Genomic DNA, 17,126 nt, shown 5'->3' on the forward strand with positions numbered 1-17,126 from the left:
CCCGTTCATGATGACGGGGATTTTTTTATGGTTGAACTTGTTCCAAACAATGTTTGATAGCGTCTGGAATCGAGCCACCATGATTTTTATTGGGAATAGAAATAAACGCTACGGAATTGCCTTGTTTTTCCAATATTTTTGCTAGTTGATGTGCATTGATTGTTCGCATTTGTTTCCGTTGATTAATACGCTGTAATTGTTCTTCAGTCATATTCGGATCTTCTTCAGGATGCTCTTCATAATAGCCTAATGTAATCAGAATATGTGATGGTTTTTGGCTAATCCATTGCTCATTTTGAGGTAAAAATGAGCCGTTTCCCCACCAAAGAGAAGGGCTTGCCAATGTGTAATGTTGAAATAAATCTGGTTGATGGCAGAGCACGTACAATCCAAATAATCCACCAAAAGAATGACCAAAGAAATATTGTTTTTCTTTATTGATATCGAAATGCTGTTCAATATAAGGCTTTATGTCTTGTTGAATAAAACGTAAAAAATCGGCAGCTTTTCCTCCTTTGGTAAATTCAGCACCTTCTGCAGGAAAAGTGTAGTCTCTAGTGCGTTCTTCAATGACGTAGGCTTTGTCAGAGACATAACCGATACCAACAATAAGCGGGAGGGGTTTATTGGGATTGACAGCATTCACCGCCATTGGAAATTGAGCATTGCCATCTAAGGTGTAAAGTGCGGTCAGTTTTTGCGATGTTTTTGGCGGTACCGCAATAAACAAACGGTAATGTTTGTCTTCAAAGGTAAAATCTTTTTGTTGAATTTGATACATTTTTTTCATGTTTTCTTGAATAGGAGGAATCTTAAAGTCGGGTTCTGCTTGCGTGCTTTGCGTAAAAATTAGCAGACAAAATAAAAAGAGTAAACGCAGAAATGAGAGCATTGTTATTTAATTTTAAGTTGAGAATGGTTATCACTATATCTAAAAACTAAAGATAAAATCAACTTCACTTTATATTTACAACAAAAACACCCTAAAAAGAGGTATAAATTTCCAATAAATGTTCAAAAATTTGATCTAGTTAACATTTTTTTTCTGGCAATTACCCTAAAATAATTACAGGAAAAATTTTTAAACTTTAATTAAGAGGTGAATTATGACTGATGTTAAAAACGTAATTAAAGAACTTGAAGCTGTTGGTATTCATGATATCAAAGAAGTGGTTTATAACCCAAGTTATGAACAACTTTTTGAAGAAGAAACGAAACCAGGTTTAGAAGGCTTTGAAAAAGGTACGCTTACCACAACAGGCGCAGTGGCAGTAGATACAGGGATCTTTACTGGTCGTTCACCGAAAGACAAATACATCGTTTTAGATGATACCACAAAAGATACTGTGTGGTGGACTTCTGATGTGGCGAAAAACGATAACAAACCAATGACTCAAGAAACTTGGTCAAGCTTGAAAGGTCTTGTGACTAAACAACTTTCTGGTAAACGTTTATTCGTGGTTGATGGTTTCTGTGGTGCAAGTGAGCAAGATCGTATTGCTGTGCGTATTGTCACTGAAGTAGCATGGCAAGCGCACTTTGTTAGAAATATGTTCATTCGCCCAACAGAAGAACAATTAAAAACCTTTAAACCAGATTTCGTGGTTATGAACGGCTCTAAATGCACCAATCCTAACTGGAAAGAACAGGGTTTGAACTCTGAAAACTTTGTTGCATTTAACTTAACGGAGCGTGTTCAATTAATCGGTGGTACTTGGTACGGTGGCGAAATGAAGAAAGGTATGTTCTCAATGATGAACTACTTCCTACCACTTAAAGGTGTAGGTGCAATGCATTGTTCTGCTAACGTAGGTAAAGACGGTGATGTAGCAGTATTCTTCGGTTTATCAGGTACAGGTAAAACTACGCTGTCTACCGATCCGAAACGTCAATTAATCGGTGATGATGAACACGGTTGGGATGATGTAGGTATCTTTAACTTTGAAGGCGGTTGTTATGCGAAAACTATCCATCTTTCTGAAGAAAATGAACCGGATATCTACCGTGCAATCCGTCGTGATGCGTTATTAGAAAACGTCGTTGTTCGTGCTGACGGTTCAGTTGATTTCGATGATGGTTCTAAAACTGAAAATACTCGTGTGTCTTACCCAATTTATCATATTGATAATATTGTTAAACCAGTATCTCGTGCTGGTCACGCAACGAAAGTCATTTTCTTAACTGCGGATGCATTCGGTGTATTACCGCCAGTGTCTAAATTGACACCAGAGCAAACAAAATACTACTTCTTATCGGGTTTCACCGCTAAATTAGCTGGTACAGAGCGAGGTATTACCGAACCAACGCCAACCTTCTCAGCATGTTTTGGTGCAGCGTTCTTAACTTTACACCCAACACAATATGCTCAAGTGTTAGTTAAACGTATGCAAGCTGCCGGTGCAGAAGCATATTTAGTTAATACAGGTTGGAACGGTACGGGTAAACGTATTTCAATCAAAGATACTCGTGGTATTATCGATGCTATCTTAGATGGTTCTATTGAAAAAGCGGAAATGGATGAGTTGCCAATCTTTGATTTAGCGATTCCAAAAGCATTACCTGGCGTAGATTCTGCGATCTTAGACCCACGTGATACTTATGCGGATAAAGCACAATGGGAAGCGAAAGCGAAAGACCTTGCAGGACGTTTTGTGAAAAACTTCGAAAAATATGCGACTAACGCAGAAGGTAAAGCGCTTATCGAAGCAGGTCCAAAAGCTTAATTAGATTAGTATCTAGTTAAAATATCGATAAAAATAACCGCACTTTGGTTGATAAATCAAAGTGCGGTTTTCTTTATATTAGAAATTTTTTTCATAGGATAGTAAATTGTAGTATTCCCAAATGTTCTTCTAAAAGATAGAAATTCTGGAGTCTCTATTTGAAGGCAAGGAAAATCTCATTTCGTGAGTTACTATTATTTCTCTCAGAAATATATTTATGATACGGGCAATATTCCCACTACAGTGTTAAAAAATATACTACAGTAAGCTTATATCGACAGATCTTTATTCAACACCAGGGAATAAATGCACGGTACACTTAGTTTTTACATCTATTGTATTTGAATGTTAGCTTAATCTATGGAGAACACTTACGGCAATAATGATGACTAATGAACCTATCCAGAAATTTAGGCTTGGTACGTTATCCCAGAAGAGCCAGTCACAGATGCTGGAGAAAATCACGCCAGTAAAAGCAAAAGGCGTAATGACATTTGCAGGGGCGTATTTAAAGGCGCGAGTGAGTAATAATTGGAAAATAAGACCGAATCCGCCTACCAAAAGCAGTAATGTGAATCCATGTAGTGTTGGTATTTTCCACTGTGCGATGAAAAAGAGTGGTAATAAAATCGAGCCTAGCAAGTGGAAATAAAACACGATATTTTTAGGTGAGTTGTGTTTATTGAGCTCTTGTAAACTGATAAACGCCATCGCAGCCAATACTGCAGCACCTAACGCATAGCCTACATGGATAGGGTTGATATTCATTGAACCGTTGGTCAGCATAATGATGGATACACCAATAAAACCCATAAAACTGCAAGCTAATACTTTTAATGGCGTTCTGACTTTAAAGAAAAACAGTAGTAAAGGCACAAAAAGTGCGGACGTATTCATCAATAAAATCGCAATGGAAATCGGTAAATATTTAATCGCGTAGAAGGTTAGCAACATACTGGCAATGCCGGCGAGGTTGCGCAAAATGAGAAATTTCCATTGCGACATATCGACTTTGAAATCTCCATCTTTAATCAAAAAGGGCAAGAGAAAAACAAAACCAATAAAGAAGCGGGAAAATAAAATTTCACTGGACGGTAATTCATCTGAGGCGTATTTTACAAAGACGCCCATTAAGGCAATGCTGATGTAAGCTAACATCATACAAACAACAGCTTTTTGATAATTATTGCGGAGATGTATGTTTGGCATAAGGGTTCCTTGCACAAAGTGCGGTAAAAAATTGCCTTATTTTGTAAGAAAATGGGCTTGTCTTCGTCTAATGAAATGTAAGCTGAAGATTTTTCTATAATAAGGAAAGAAAATGAAATATACAAAAACATTTCTCATATTGACCGCACTTTTTGGCGGTTTGCAAAGTAGTTTAACGTATGCTGATCACACAGAATCATCAAAGGAGCAAAAAATGACAATGGAAAGCAAACAAGAACAACAAATTATTTATCTTGCAGGTGGCTGCTTCTGGGGATTAGAAGCTTATATGGAACGCATTCAAGGCGTGACTGATGCCGTTTCTGGCTATGCCAATGGAAAAGGCGATACCACGAACTATCAATTATTACATGCGACAGATCATGCTGAAACCGTGAAAGTGACTTATGATCCAAACAAAATTTCGCTAGATAAATTGCTGCAATATTATTTCCGTGTTATCGACCCAACCAGTATCAATAAGCAAGGCAATGATCGTGGCAGACAGTATCGCACCGGCATTTATTATCAAAACGAACAAGATAAAGCTGTTATTGAGGCAGCATTAAAAACCTTACAAAGCAAATATCAAGAACCGATTCAAATTGAAGTAGAACCGCTGAAAAATTATGTGGAGGCGGAAGAGTATCATCAGGATTACCTCAAGAAAAATCCAAATGGCTATTGTCATATCGACATCAAAAAAGCGGATGACCCATTAATTGATGATAAAAAATACCCAAAACCAAGTGATGCAGAATTAAAGCAAAAATTGACCGCTCTTCAATATGATGTGACACAAGGCAAACATACTGAACGTTCTTTTAGTAACGAATATTGGGATAATTTCGCGCCTGGTATTTATGTGGATATCACCACGGGAGAACCGTTATTTTCTTCCAAAGATAAGTTTGAATCTGGTTGTGGCTGGCCAAGTTTTACCAAACCGATTGCCGCTGAAGTGGCGGAGTATCAAAGAGATAATAGCTTTAATATGACTCGCATAGAGGTGTTAAGCCGCAGTGGTCATGCCCATTTAGGCCATGTGTTTGACGATGGTCCGCGTGATAAAGGTGGTTTACGTTATTGCATCAATAGTGCGTCGATTAAGTTTATTCCATTAGATGAAATGGAAAAACAAGGTTATGGCGATTTGATCCCTTTTGTGAAATAAGAGGAAAAAATGAAAAAAGTATTGACCGCACTTTTATTGTTTTTGAGTCCATTGAGTTTTGCTCAAGAAAAGGTGGCTTTGGCTGATGTTCCCTTGAAAACGTTGGATACTCAAACCGTCTCCTTATCGCAATATCAAGGAAAACCGCTTTATATCAAAATGTGGGCATCTTGGTGTCCAATTTGCTTAGCGGGTTTAGCTGAAATTGACGATCTCAGTGCTGAAAAGAATCTTGATTTTAATGTGATTACGATTGCCTCACCTGGACAAAAGAACGAACAAAATAGCCCAAAATTTATCAATTGGTATAAAGGTCTGGACTACAAAAATATTACCGTATTATTGGATGAAAATGGAGAAATTATTAAACGTGCTAATGTATTAGGCTATCCGTTTAATTTACTATTGGATAAGGATTTAAACCTTATTAAAGCACAACCAGGTCATTTGAATTCAGATCAAATTAAACAATTTGTGAAGGAATAAAAAAAGTGCGGTCAGATCATTTTGGACCGCACTTTCATTGAGACATTATCAATTGGTTTTCAATTTATTCCAGTATTTTTCATAAATATCAACAGCCTCACCGACATCTCCTTGCATAATACCTTTTTCAACATTTTCAGCCGATGGGAATAAGGTTGGGTTATTGGCTATTTCAGGTGAAAGCAATGCTTTTACGCCTTCATTTGGCATAGAGAAGCCCATTTTTTCCACCACTAATTTCGCATTTTCAGGACGAAGTAAGAAGTCGATAAATTTATAAGCTCCTTCAGCATTGTTCGCACCTTTTGGAATCGCATAGTTATCCATCCAGAAAACGGCACCTTCTTTTGGATACACAAATTGGAGGCTTGGGTTTTCTTTGTGTGCTAAATAAGCTGAACCGTTCCATAACATCCCGATAGACGCTTCACCTTGTACATACGGCACTTCTGGCGAATCAGAGTTAAAGGTTACCACATTTGGTAACAATTTCACTAAGCGCTCATAAGCCGCTTTGATCTCTTCTTCATTTGTAGTATTTGGTGATTTTCCGTCTAAGACTAATGCGATATGGAACACTTCACGCGCATCACTGGTTAATAATACTTTGCCTTTATATTCTGGGTTCCATAAATCCGCCCAGCTTGTGATTTTGCTTGGATCAATATCATCCGCATTCACGCCGATACCGGTTAAGCCATAAACATAAGGCAGAGAATATTTGTTATTTGGGTCAAATTCCTTATTTAATAAGTTTGCCGGAATTTGTTTAAAATTACTTAATTTGCTGTGATCAAGCTCTTGTAACATATTTTCTTTCGCCATTTTATTGACGTAATAGCTTGATGGGAAAACTAAATCGTAACCGCTGCCTGTACTAGAGGTCAGCTTCAATTTAGCATACATTTCTTCATTACTTTCAAACGTAGAATAAATCACTTCGATGCCCGTTTCTTTGGTAAATTCTGCAACCAAATTGGATGGGACATAGTCAGTCCAGTTGTAAACATACAATTTTTCAGCAGCAAGTGCTGCAGAGGTTGCAGCGAATGCAACGGCAGAAAGGCAAAGTGATTTGATGTATTGAACAGCATTTTTTTTCAATTTATTGACCTCCTCAGGACAATCAAAATAAACCTTAAGTAATTGTTTACTTATATAAACTTTCTGAGTATAGCACCTTTTTTGCAAAAGGTTTGACATATTTTTCTATCAGGGTAAGATTTCCCTTATCTCAATTTTATGTTAATTAATCATCAATTATGCTCGAATTTGCACATCAAGAACACATCAAATCTTATTATCTTGACAGTCGGAATCAAACTTTTGAACTGATGCCTCTCACTCAACAAGAAGAGGCAGATGTTTGTGTCATCGGTGCGGGGTTTTTTGGTTTATCTGCAGCGCTTGAATTGGCGGAAAAAGGTAAAAAAGTGGTTGTCCTAGAAGGTGCGAGAGTCGGATTTGGCGCATCCGGCAGAAGTGGCGGTCAAGCTATCAATGGTTTTGAAGAAGGCATTGATGAATATATTGCTCAAGTGGGCTTTGATAAAGCGAAAAAACTTTGGGATATGTCGCTAGAAGCCATTGATATTATTGATGAACGTATTGCGAAATATGGTATTCAATGTGATTGGAAAAAAGGCTATGCCACATTGGCGTTAAATGAACGTCGTATGGACGATCTCATTGAAATGGAAAAAGCAAGCCACGCAACTTTTGGTTATGACAAAATGCAACTTTGGGATAAAGCCAAGCTTAAACAACATTTAGGCAGTGATATTTATGTGGGTGGTTTATACGATAGCAATTCAGGCCACTTACACCCACTTAACTATTGCTTAGGCTTAGCAAAAGCCTGCTTAGATTTAGGTGTGCAGATTTACGAACAATCCCCAGTTGTGGATTTAGTGGAAAAATCAGGTTGCATTGAAGTCAAAACCGATAAAAGTGCGGTCATTTCTCAAGATGTTATTTTAGCCACCAATGCTTATATTGATGCACTACCGAAGTCCATTCATCACGGTATTAATCGTAAAATCTTACCAGTCGAGAGCTTTATTATTGCGACCGAACCTTTAGATCAAGCTACAGCGGATTCGGTGATCAATAATGGCATGTCTGTTTGTGATAACAATATTTTGCTCGATTATTATCGTTTGAGTGCGGATAACCGTTTGTTATTTGGTAGTGACTCAAGCTCAGAAAAAGATATGGTGCAAATTATGCGTGGCAATATGTTGCATGTCTTCCCGCAATTAGAAAATGTCAGAATTGACTATGGTTGGGCTGGGCCGATTGATATGACACTAAATGCAAGCCCGCATTTTGGTCGTATCTCACCGCATATTTACTTTGCGCAAGGTTATTCTGGTCATGGCGTCGCACTAACAGGACTAGCAGGACGTATTATTGCAGAAACGATTTTAGGCAATGACGAACGTTTAAGTGTTTTTGAAGGGTTAAAAGTTCCATCTTTTTATGGTGGTAAACACCTTAAAAACTTAGCGACTAAAATTGGTGTGCAATATTACAAATTCCTCGATCGCTATCGTTAAACCAAGAAAAGCGAAAGGCGTGTTTGATACACGCCTTTATTGTTTTTGATAATCTTAAGGCTTAATGTCTCGCAAAATTGGATTTTGCATGGAAATCAGAGTTTCCGTTGATTGAATTTCATCAATCAGCTGAATCTTAGTTGCTAGTACGGAATGTAATTCAGCAATCGTGTGTGTCATCACTTTAATGAAAATGGAATAGTTGCCTGTTGTATAATAGGCTTCAACTACTTCATCAAAGGTTTCGAGTTTTTTAATCACCTTGTCATAGTCTTTTGCGCTTTTCAAAATAATGCCGATAAAACAGCACACATCGTAACCTAACTTACGCTCGTCAATAATTGCTTTTGTACCTTCAATCAAACCAGATTGGCGCATTTTTTCTACGCGAACATGAATAGTTCCTGGGCTCACACCAAAGTTTTTGGCCATTTCAGCATAAGGTGTACGGGCATCTTTGGTCAGTACACGAAGAATTTGTCGATCAAGTGTATCGATATTGTGCATAAAACACCCCTGTTAGATCTTTTTCAAAATATCTTCTTTATTTTTGATAATATTCAATATTTGAAACAATGTAAAGAAATTACTTGAAACAAATTGCAATTTTATTGAATAATGCACAACAAATCTTACCGGTTATTATAAAAAGAAGGATAAATATGAAAAAGACGTTTATTTTACAACAACAAGAAATTAGCTTTGTGAAGAACACCTTTACTCAAAACTTAATTGAACAACTTGGCATCATTGAAGTGCAAGGTCCAATTCTTAGTGAAGTTGGCAATGGTATGCAAGATAACTTGTCAGGTATTGAGAAAGCGGTTCAAGTAAACGTGAAATGTATCCCAAATGCGGTTTATGAAGTTGTTCACTCATTGGCTAAATGGAAACGTCATACTCTCGCACGTTTCCATTTTAAAGAAGGTGAAGGCTTATTTGTTCACATGAAAGCATTACGTCCAGACGAAGATTCATTGGATCCAACTCACTCTGTTTATGTGGACCAATGGGACTGGGAAAAAGTGATTCCTGAAGGTCGTCGTAACTATGCTTATTTAAAAGAAACGGTACGTTCTATTTATCGTGCAATCCGTTTAACTGAATTAGCAGTAGAAGCGCGTTTTGATATTCCATCAAGCTTGCCAAAAGAAATTACATTCATTCACAGTGAAGATTTAGTAAAACGCTACCCAGATTTAAGCGGTAAAGAACGTGAAAATGCCATTTGTAAAGAATATGGCGCAGTGTTTTTAGTCGGTATTGGTGGCAAATTATCAGACGGCAAACCACATGATGGTCGTGCACCAGACTACGATGACTGGACAACTGAATCCGAAAACGGCTACAAAGGTTTAAACGGCGATATTTTGGTATGGAACGCTGAGTTAGGTAAAGCATTTGAGCTTTCTTCAATGGGTATTCGCGTAGATGAATCCGCATTACGTTTACAAGTTGGTTTAACTGGTGATGAAGAGCGCTTAAAAATGGATTGGCATCAAGATTTATTAAACGGAAAATTACCTCTCTCCATCGGTGGTGGTATCGGTCAATCTCGCTTGGCAATGTTGTTGCTTCACAAAAAACACATTGGTGAAGTTCAATCAAGCGTATGGCCAAAAGAGATGTTAGAACAATACCAACACATTCTTTAGTTAACCTACTAGCAGCCATTTAGAGATGGTAAAGTAATCTCTGAATGGCTAACTAAGCGAGTAGTTTCTTTTATTGAGAATTTGACTGGTCATTTTAGTCGTTTATCATCGAATTAAGACTGACTAAAGAATCATTTGTGGCATATAGAGAAGTAAATGGTTTCGATAATCAATGGTGATCTAAATTGCGATGATGGCCGATCAATTTAATTAAAATCAAAAGAAAAGGACGGAGTCTAATATATCGACGTCAGTCCTTAAGTGAATAGTGTAGCTTTTAGGTGAGATCAAAATAGAAATTTTGATCTCATTTTATTATCAGTCAGAAAAGATTATTCCGCATCTTCTTTTGCCCATTCTAATGAGCGTTTAACAGCTTTTTTCCAACCTTTATACCGACGTTGACGTTTTTCATCATCGTTATCAGGCGTAAAAGTTCGTTCTACACGTGCTTTGTCGTGAAGTTCATCGAGGTCTTTCCAAAAACCAACCGCAAGACCGGCAAGATAAGCAGCACCTAGTGCGGTCACTTCTTTTACGACAGGTCGTTCAACATTCACATCTAAAATATCTGCTTGGAATTGCATCAAGAAGTTATTGTTAGTTGCCCCCCCATCAACACGTAAATATTGTAGGCGTTGATTCGAATCAGATTGCATGGCCTCCAATACGTCACGGGTTTGATAAGCGATTGATTCAAGGGTTGCTCGTACAATATGATTACGGTTTGCACCACGAGAAAGACCGAAAATAGCTCCTCGAGCATACGGATCCCAATATGGTGCGCCTAAACCAGTGAAGGCAGGAACAACGTACACACCGTTACTGTCTGGGACTTTTTGAGCAAAGTACTCAGTGTCGTTGCTGTCATGAACGATTTTAAGTTCATCACGTAACCATTGAATGGAAGCACCTGCAATAAATACAGAACCTTCAAGTGCGTATTCAGGTTCACCTTTGGCGTTACAAGCGATGGTGGTTAATAGGCCATTTTTAGAGGTAATAGCTTTATCACCAGTGTGTAGCAGCATAAAGCAGCCTGTACCATAGGTATTTTTCGCTTGGCCTGCGTGTGTGCATAGATGACCGTAAAGTGCCGCTTGTTGGTCACCTGCAATACCCGCAACAGGAATACGTACGCCACCTTTACCCCCGATGTTGGTTTGACCATACACTTCTGAAGAATTACGGACTTCAGGTAACATAGAACGTGGAATATTTAATAATTCCAACATTTTGTCATCCCATTTTTTTGTATGAATATTAAATAACATGGTACGGGATGCGTTGGTGTAATCCGTTACGTGAGCACGCCCTTGGGTTAATTTCCACACAAGCCAGGTATCGACGGTACCAAATAGAAGCTCGCCACGTTCCGCTTTTTCGCGCGCGCCTTCTACATTGTCTAAAATCCATTTTACTTTTGTACCCGAGAAATAGGGGTCCACCACTAAACCTGTGGTGTTGCGGATATATTCTTCATGACCATCCGCTTTCAGTTTGTCAGTAATATCGGCAGTACGACGACATTGCCACACAATCGCGTTATAAACCGGTGTGCCGGTTGCTTTTTCCCATACGATGGTGGTTTCACGTTGGTTAGTAATACCAATTGCTGCGATTTCGTCAGAGGTAATGCCTGCTTTTGCAACGACTTCGTTTAATGTTGAACTTTGTGTTGCCCAAATTTCCATTGGATTATGTTCCACCCAGCCTGCGCGTGGATAAATTTGTGTAAATTCACGTTGGGCAATTTCGACAACATTTGCATCATGATCTAATAATACTGCGCGGGAACTTGTGGTGCCTTGATCTAAAGCGATGATATATTTTTTGTCTGTCATGATTCTATTCCTTAGAGTGATTGAGACACTCATTCGATGAATGAAGAAATTTTGAGCTTAAACGAACAAATTGCGAACCTAATTTAATCAAATTCGAATTTAATTGGAATAAGTAATATTAGATTTTGTGATGGATTTCACAGATTTTTTCTTCAAGTCACTGAATGGTTGCGTTAACGCAAAAAAATTATGTGATCGCTGTCGCGTTTTTAGAAATAGATCGATTTTATCTATTGAATTAATTGGTTAAAACTAGATAATAGCACCCGCTCACTTTGAGTATCTCAATATTTGAACAGACAACGAACTGAATTGCAAAGAAAGATTTTTATAATAAAATCATCATGTTAATCATTATTAGGAGATTCTCTTATGAATGCCTATTTTGCAGAATTATTTGGCACAGCACTTTTAATCCTGTTAGGTAACGGTGTGGTGGCTAACGTATGCTTAAATAAAACGAAAGGGCAAAGTTCTGGTTGGATTGTGATTACTACCGCGTGGGCATTTGCGGTGTATGTAGCGGTTGTTGTAACGGGACCTTATAGTGGGGCACACTTAAATCCTGCGGTAACACTTGGTGTGGCAATGAAAGGGGCATTTGCTTGGGAATTGGTACCAGGCTACATCGCAGCACAAGTAGTGGGCGGCATGGTAGGTGCGTTGTTGGTTTACATTCTCTATAAAGATCACTTTGCAGCAACCGAAGAAGAGGGCTTAAAACGCGCTTGTTTTTGTACTGAACCAGCAATTCGTAACTATCCAATCAACTTAGTAAACGAAATTGTTGGTACCTTTGTGCTTGTCTTTGTGATTTTCTATCTTGCTGGAGCAAATATTACCTTACCAGGCACAGCAGAAAGCACGCCAATTGGTTTAGGTTCTATCGGGGCATTACCCGTAGCGATTTTAGTTTGGGCAATTGGATTAAGTTTAGGTGGTACAACAGGTTATGCGATCAATCCAGCCCGAGATCTTGGTCCACGCTTAACCTTAGGTCTCTTCCTTGGTGGTACATTAAAAACTAAAGCTGACTGGAGATACAGTTGGGTTCCGGTTGTAGGTCCATTTATCGGGGCAGCTTTAGCTGCAGTATTCTATAATGTCATTATGTAATTTATTCAAACGAAATTGATAAGAGTAGGACATAATCTGCACCTCAAAGTAGGTGTCCAGATTTTGGGGTGCAGATCAAAGGGCGATCAAAATTCATGATGTTTTTTTGACCGCTCTTTTTATATTTAAGGTTTGATTAAATACAATAATCTTCAAATTCGATTGGCATTTTAGCCTGCAATAAGAATTGTTTAGTACGCTCTTGCTGTGGATGACTGAAGAATTCAGCCGCGGTATTTTGTTCAACAATATGACCATTTTCCATAAGAATCACACGATCTGCCACATCTTTGGCAAAATTCAATTCATGGGTGACGATAATCATTGTCCAACCTTCTTGTGCAAGCATTTTGAGTGCCTGTAACACTTCACCAACGAGCTCCGGATCGAGGGCAGAAGTGGGCTCATCTAATAAGATAATATCGGGTTTAACTGCTAAAGCTCGGGCAATTCCTACACGTTGCTGTTGACCACCAGAAAGTTGAGAGGGATATAAATCCGCTTTTGCTTTCAAACCAACTTTTTCCAATAATGCCAAGGCTTTTTCATGTGCAATCTCTTTTGGTTGTTTTTGCACAACCACCATTCCTTCCATCACATTTTCAAGTGCCGTGCGGTGGGGAAATAGATTATATTGTTGGAACACCATTGAGGAACGACGACGTAATTTTAATTCATCGGATTTGCTGATCTTTTTGCTGAAATCAATAGTTAAGCTTCCATCGGTAAATGCTAATACCCCTTTTTCCGGGCGTTCGAGCAAATTTAAACAGCGTAAAAAAGTGGTTTTGCCTGAACCTGACGGACCCAGAATGGCAACCACTTCACCTTTATTAATTTCAAAATCAATGCCTTTTAACACAGGGTGGCCATTAAAACTTTTCTGAATATTCGTGACTTTTAACATAACCAGTCCTTATAAATGGCGAGAAAGACGTTTTTCTAAACGTGTTTGTCCCATCGATAGCACAAAACAGAATACCCAATAAATGAGAGCCGCTTCACTATAAATTAAAATAAATTCGTAGTTTTCAGCCGTGATGTTTTGCGCCACACGGAATAATTCAGCTATCCAAACGAGTGAAGCAAGAGAAGTATCTTTCACCGTGCTAATAAATGTGTTTGATAGTGAAGGGACGGAAATACGTAAAGCTTGCGGCATAATGGTACGCACGAAAGCTTGTGTGTAATTCATGCCTATCGCATAAGAAGCTTCCCATTGACCTTTAGGAATAGCAAGAATGGAGGCTCTCACTGTTTCTGCGGCATAAGCACCAATATTAATGGAGAATGCAATAATTGCAGTTGGGAAAGGCTCAAGTTTGATGCCAACTTCAGGTAAACCGTAGAAAATAATGAAGATCTGCACCAACATTGGCGTACCACGAATAATTGAAATATAAGTGCGGCAAATGCCCTGCAGAATTTTGGTCATTAAATTGGGATGCGGTAATGTGCAAATCACAGCCACAATAACAGCAATGAATAAACCGCAAAAGAAGGAAATTACCGCTAGGGGAATCGTATATAAAATTGCCCCTTCCATCATAGGCCAAAACGAGCTGATTACATAATCAGCTCGTTCTGCGGTCATAAATGGAAGGCTTGCTAACCAATTATTGAGTAATGTCATCGCCAAACCATTTGATTGAAATTTGTTTTAACGTTCCGTCTTTGCGTAGTTCTTCAAGTGCTTGGTTTACTTTCGCAATAAGCGGTTCTTCACCTTTCAAGAAAGCAAAACCGGTCGGGATTTTTTTATCACTTTCTACAGCAATTTTTAAGCCTGCATTAGGTTGTTTTTTGAAGTAATCTAACACCGCGAGTTTATCATTTACAGTTGCGTCAACACGACCTTGTTTTACTGCTTCAAGGTTTTGCGCCAAGCTATCAACGGTTACAATAATTGCACCATTAGCACGAGCATCTTTGCTCCAGTTACTAGTTGCAGATTGTGCAGATTTTTTACCTTTTAAATCAGGGAATGATTTAATGCTATCGTTATCAGCTTTCGTCACGATTACACCAGCAGAGTAGTTATAAGGTGCACTGTAATCATATTTTTTTAAACGTTCTGGGCTTGGATTGGTTTGGTTTGCAATAACATCAAAGCGTTTTGCGTTTAAACCTGCATACATACCGTCCCAAGCGGTTTCTTTGAATTCGACTTTCCAACCTAATTTTTGTGCGACATTTTCGATAATTTCCACATCAAAACCCGTTAACTTGCCATCTTTGTCGTGGAAAGTGAATGGTGCGTAAGTTCCCTCAGTACCGACTAATAAGGTTTTAGTTTGTTCAACGCGATCAGCAATTTCACCTGCGTTAGCAAAAGTAGAAAGAGCTAATCCAGCCGCTAAAAGTGCGGTGCTAAAAAATGATTTTTTCATAAGTGTTCCTTTATTTACATCTAAAAGTGAAATAGTGAGGCTTAATCACTAAGCCTCAATTCCTTCAAATAACGCCGTACTTAAATAACGTTCTGATGCAGAAGGTAAGATCGCGACGATTAATTTATCTTGGAATTCTGGTAGTTTTGCTAAGCGGTCAGCTACTGCCACAGCGGCTCCAGAGGAAATACCCGCAAGAATCCCTTCTTCAGCCATTAAACGGCGAGCGGTAGCAATCGCAGTATCGCTATCTACAGTTTCCACGCGATCAATTAATGATAAATCTAAGTTTTTCGGAATGAAGCCCGCACCGATACCTTGAATTTTGTGTGGACCTGGTTTTACTTCTTGGCCTGCAAGGGTTTGGCTAATAACAGGTGATTCTGTTGGTTCAACCGCCACAGAGGTAATTTTTTTACCGTGATCGAGTTTGATCGCACGAGAAATACCGGTAATTGTACCACCGGTACCCACACCAGCAACCACAACATCGACTTTACCTTCCGTATCTTTCCAAATTTCTTCACCAGTAGTTTGACGGTGAATGTCAGGGTTAGCCGGGTTTTCAAATTGTTTTAGCATCACATAATGATTTGGATTAGACGCCACAATTTCTTCTGCTTTAGCGATTGCACCTTTCATCCCTTTTGAGCCTTCAGTGAGCACAAGATTGACGCCTAAACCACGTAATAAACGTTTACGTTCAAGACTCATGGTTTCAGGCATGGTTAAGGTGATTTTATAACCGCGCGCAGCAGCTACATAAGCTAAAGCAATACCAGTGTTACCACTAGTCGCATCAACAATTTCTTTTCCTGCCGTTAAAATGCCATCTTTTTCCGCTTGCCAGATCATGTTGGCACCAATACGGCATTTCACGCTAAAGCTAGGGTTACGACCTTCAATTTTTACGATAACGTTACCATTGTGTCCGAAATGTTTTAAACGAACTAATGGCGTATTACCGATTGAGTATGAGTTATCTGCATAAATTGTCATTTTACTGTCCTTTTATATTTTGGAATGAGTTGATGCAATAGTTATAACACCAGCTTTTAAATTCAAAAAATAGTTAATAGCTATATTTTATAACTAAATGCTATTTATTCACGATGCTGTTTCCCGAAGGCTTAATTTCCGTACTAGTAGAGCCAGTCACAATTTGTGTTGAACCTGAAGTGCGGTCAAAATTCATATCAAATTTTAATTGTGAGCGATAATTTTCGACCCACATTACAGTCGCGCCACAGACTGCAACGGGAATAACGACTAAATTCACAATCGGTAATGCGGTACAAAGGGTGATTAATGCTCCGAATGTCAGGCTTTGTATGCGTCTTTCACCTAATGCGTTTTTCATAATGCCAAAAGAAATTTTATGATTATCAAATGGGTAATCACAATATTGAATTGCCATCATCCAGAAAGTAAATAAGAAGGTCAGTACCGGAATAATGGTTTGTCCGATAACAGGGATAAAACTCAATAAGAACAAGCCTACAAATTTCGGTAAGCTGTACCATAGTTTTTGCCATTCACGATTTAGCATACGTGGCACATCTTTCATAATTTCGGCAAAACCATCATCATTAACTGCTTCACCGGTCAGCATTTTTTCAACTTTTTCTGCCAATAATCCATTAAACGGCGCGGCAATAAAGCCTGAAAGCGTTGTAAAGGCAAAATAGAAAAATAAGAGAATTGAGCCAATAGACAACACAAGCAAAATCACGCTTAAAAAGCTTAGCCAATCTGGAATAAAGCTCATCACCCAGTCAATCATCGTGGAGATTTGTGAAACAAATAGCCAAAATAAGCCTGTAAGTAGAACGACGTTAAGTAAAATTGGCATAATCACAAAACGGCGGAGACCTTTTTGCGTAATAAAATGCCAACCCATTACGAAATGATTGAAAGCAGATTTTATTTCATTTTGATCGATCATCATTGTTCCTTTGAATTGAAAAGTAA

At 38.5% G+C, this 17,126-nt stretch carries 16 protein-coding genes; 6 read left to right on the plus strand and 10 right to left on the minus strand.

Going from position 1 to position 17,126, the window contains the following annotated elements:
* Window positions 1–25 precede the first annotated feature (25 nt).
* On the minus strand, window positions 26–892 hold the full coding sequence (locus tag EL215_RS03630; protein ID WP_420026299.1) for an alpha/beta hydrolase: 867 nt from the start codon (window positions 890–892) through the stop codon (window positions 26–28).
* A gap of 214 nt (window positions 893–1,106) precedes the next feature.
* On the opposite strand from EL215_RS03630, the gene pckA reads away from it, so the two are divergent.
* Window positions 1,107–2,723, plus strand: a complete 1,617-nt coding sequence (gene pckA, locus EL215_RS03635) for a phosphoenolpyruvate carboxykinase (ATP) (protein ID WP_049357113.1) — start codon at window positions 1,107–1,109, stop codon at window positions 2,721–2,723.
* A 348-nt stretch (window positions 2,724–3,071) separates the two neighbouring features.
* Here the strand turns inward: pckA and EL215_RS03640 are convergent, their stop codons facing one another.
* Window positions 3,072–3,932, minus strand: a complete 861-nt coding sequence (locus EL215_RS03640) for a DMT family transporter (protein ID WP_126470241.1) — start codon at window positions 3,930–3,932, stop codon at window positions 3,072–3,074.
* 112 nt (window positions 3,933–4,044) lie between these two features.
* Between EL215_RS03640 and msrAB the strand changes: the two genes are divergently transcribed.
* Entirely contained in the window at window positions 4,045–5,106 is a 1,062-nt protein-coding gene (gene msrAB, locus EL215_RS03645) for a bifunctional peptide-methionine (S)-S-oxide reductase MsrA/peptide-methionine (R)-S-oxide reductase MsrB (protein WP_049357116.1), read from the plus strand.
* 9 nt (window positions 5,107–5,115) lie between these two features.
* Entirely contained in the window at window positions 5,116–5,592 is a 477-nt protein-coding gene (locus EL215_RS03650; RefSeq protein ID WP_126470243.1) for a redoxin family protein, read from the plus strand.
* Window positions 5,593–5,640: 48 nt separating this feature from the next.
* On the opposite strand, the gene EL215_RS03655 is transcribed toward EL215_RS03650, so the two are convergent.
* A complete protein-coding gene (locus EL215_RS03655) occupies window positions 5,641–6,672 on the minus strand; it encodes an extracellular solute-binding protein (protein WP_420026301.1) in 1,032 nt (343 codons plus the stop codon).
* A gap of 182 nt (window positions 6,673–6,854) precedes the next feature.
* Between EL215_RS03655 and EL215_RS03660 the strand changes: the two genes are divergently transcribed.
* Window positions 6,855–8,150: an NAD(P)/FAD-dependent oxidoreductase gene (locus EL215_RS03660; protein ID WP_126470247.1), complete on the plus strand. Its 1,296-nt coding sequence runs from the start codon at window positions 6,855–6,857 to the stop codon at window positions 8,148–8,150.
* A gap of 54 nt (window positions 8,151–8,204) precedes the next feature.
* On the opposite strand, the gene asnC is transcribed toward EL215_RS03660, so the two are convergent.
* Window positions 8,205–8,657, minus strand: a complete 453-nt coding sequence (asnC, locus tag EL215_RS03665) for a transcriptional regulator AsnC (RefSeq protein WP_126470249.1) — start codon at window positions 8,655–8,657, stop codon at window positions 8,205–8,207.
* A 155-nt stretch (window positions 8,658–8,812) separates the two neighbouring features.
* On the opposite strand from asnC, the gene asnA reads away from it, so the two are divergent.
* The gene (asnA, locus tag EL215_RS03670; protein WP_049357124.1) at window positions 8,813–9,805 is read left to right on the plus strand and encodes an aspartate--ammonia ligase; all 993 of its coding nucleotides are present in this window, start codon (window positions 8,813–8,815) and stop codon (window positions 9,803–9,805) included.
* 332 nt (window positions 9,806–10,137) lie between these two features.
* Here asnA and glpK read toward each other — a convergent pair whose 3' ends face one another.
* Window positions 10,138–11,649, minus strand: coding sequence for a glycerol kinase GlpK (gene glpK / locus EL215_RS03675; protein ID WP_049357125.1), 1,512 nt, complete (start codon window positions 11,647–11,649; stop codon window positions 10,138–10,140).
* Window positions 11,650–12,021: 372 nt separating this feature from the next.
* On the opposite strand from glpK, the gene EL215_RS03680 reads away from it, so the two are divergent.
* A complete protein-coding gene (locus EL215_RS03680; protein WP_049357127.1) occupies window positions 12,022–12,765 on the plus strand; it encodes an MIP/aquaporin family protein in 744 nt (247 codons plus the stop codon).
* Between the two features lie 136 nt (window positions 12,766–12,901).
* On the opposite strand, the gene EL215_RS03685 is transcribed toward EL215_RS03680, so the two are convergent.
* From EL215_RS03685 to cysZ, 5 genes are all read right to left on the minus strand, one after another.
* Complete coding sequence (locus EL215_RS03685) at window positions 12,902–13,672, minus strand: amino acid ABC transporter ATP-binding protein (RefSeq protein WP_126470251.1); 771 nt, start codon at window positions 13,670–13,672, stop codon at window positions 12,902–12,904.
* Between the two features lie 9 nt (window positions 13,673–13,681).
* Window positions 13,682–14,398, minus strand: a complete 717-nt coding sequence (locus EL215_RS03690; RefSeq protein WP_005697396.1) for an amino acid ABC transporter permease — start codon at window positions 14,396–14,398, stop codon at window positions 13,682–13,684.
* Window positions 14,382–15,155: an amino acid ABC transporter substrate-binding protein gene (locus EL215_RS03695; protein WP_049357133.1), complete on the minus strand. Its 774-nt coding sequence runs from the start codon at window positions 15,153–15,155 to the stop codon at window positions 14,382–14,384. The genes EL215_RS03690 and EL215_RS03695 overlap by 17 nt, the downstream gene beginning before the upstream one ends.
* Before the next feature lie 48 nt (window positions 15,156–15,203).
* Window positions 15,204–16,154, minus strand: coding sequence for a cysteine synthase A (gene cysK, locus EL215_RS03700; RefSeq protein ID WP_126470253.1), 951 nt, complete (start codon window positions 16,152–16,154; stop codon window positions 15,204–15,206).
* Window positions 16,155–16,254: 100 nt separating this feature from the next.
* A complete protein-coding gene (gene cysZ, locus EL215_RS03705) occupies window positions 16,255–17,100 on the minus strand; it encodes a sulfate transporter CysZ (protein ID WP_126472002.1) in 846 nt (281 codons plus the stop codon).
* Window positions 17,101–17,126 lie beyond the last annotated feature (26 nt).

Source organism: Haemophilus parainfluenzae (assembly GCF_900638025.1).
In the GTDB taxonomy this organism is placed as follows: domain Bacteria; phylum Pseudomonadota; class Gammaproteobacteria; order Enterobacterales; family Pasteurellaceae; genus Haemophilus_D; species Haemophilus_D parainfluenzae_J.

Bases quoted from the DNA above. Each gene is read 5' to 3' on its own strand.
- EL215_RS03630 (WP_420026299.1), bottom strand. From the start codon at position 892: ATGCTCTCATTTCTGCGTTTACTCTTTTTATTTTGTCTGCTAATTTTT.
- pckA (WP_049357113.1), top strand. From the start codon at position 1,107: ATGACTGATGTTAAAAACGTAATTAAAGAACTTGAAGCTGTTGGTATT.
- EL215_RS03640 (WP_126470241.1), bottom strand. From the start codon at position 3,932: ATGCCAAACATACATCTCCGCAATAATTATCAAAAAGCTGTTGTTTGT.
- msrAB (WP_049357116.1), top strand. From the start codon at position 4,045: ATGAAATATACAAAAACATTTCTCATATTGACCGCACTTTTTGGCGGT.
- EL215_RS03650 (WP_126470243.1), top strand. From the start codon at position 5,116: ATGAAAAAAGTATTGACCGCACTTTTATTGTTTTTGAGTCCATTGAGT.
- EL215_RS03660 (WP_126470247.1), top strand. From the start codon at position 6,855: ATGCTCGAATTTGCACATCAAGAACACATCAAATCTTATTATCTTGAC.
- asnC (WP_126470249.1), bottom strand. From the start codon at position 8,657: ATGCACAATATCGATACACTTGATCGACAAATTCTTCGTGTACTGACC.
- asnA (WP_049357124.1), top strand. From the start codon at position 8,813: ATGAAAAAGACGTTTATTTTACAACAACAAGAAATTAGCTTTGTGAAG.
- glpK (WP_049357125.1), bottom strand. From the start codon at position 11,649: ATGACAGACAAAAAATATATCATCGCTTTAGATCAAGGCACCACAAGT.
- EL215_RS03680 (WP_049357127.1), top strand. From the start codon at position 12,022: ATGAATGCCTATTTTGCAGAATTATTTGGCACAGCACTTTTAATCCTG.
- EL215_RS03685 (WP_126470251.1), bottom strand. From the start codon at position 13,672: ATGTTAAAAGTCACGAATATTCAGAAAAGTTTTAATGGCCACCCTGTG.
- EL215_RS03690 (WP_005697396.1), bottom strand. From the start codon at position 14,398: ATGACATTACTCAATAATTGGTTAGCAAGCCTTCCATTTATGACCGCA.
- EL215_RS03695 (WP_049357133.1), bottom strand. From the start codon at position 15,155: ATGAAAAAATCATTTTTTAGCACCGCACTTTTAGCGGCTGGATTAGCT.
- cysK (WP_126470253.1), bottom strand. From the start codon at position 16,154: ATGACAATTTATGCAGATAACTCATACTCAATCGGTAATACGCCATTA.
- cysZ (WP_126472002.1), bottom strand. From the start codon at position 17,100: ATGATCGATCAAAATGAAATAAAATCTGCTTTCAATCATTTCGTAATG.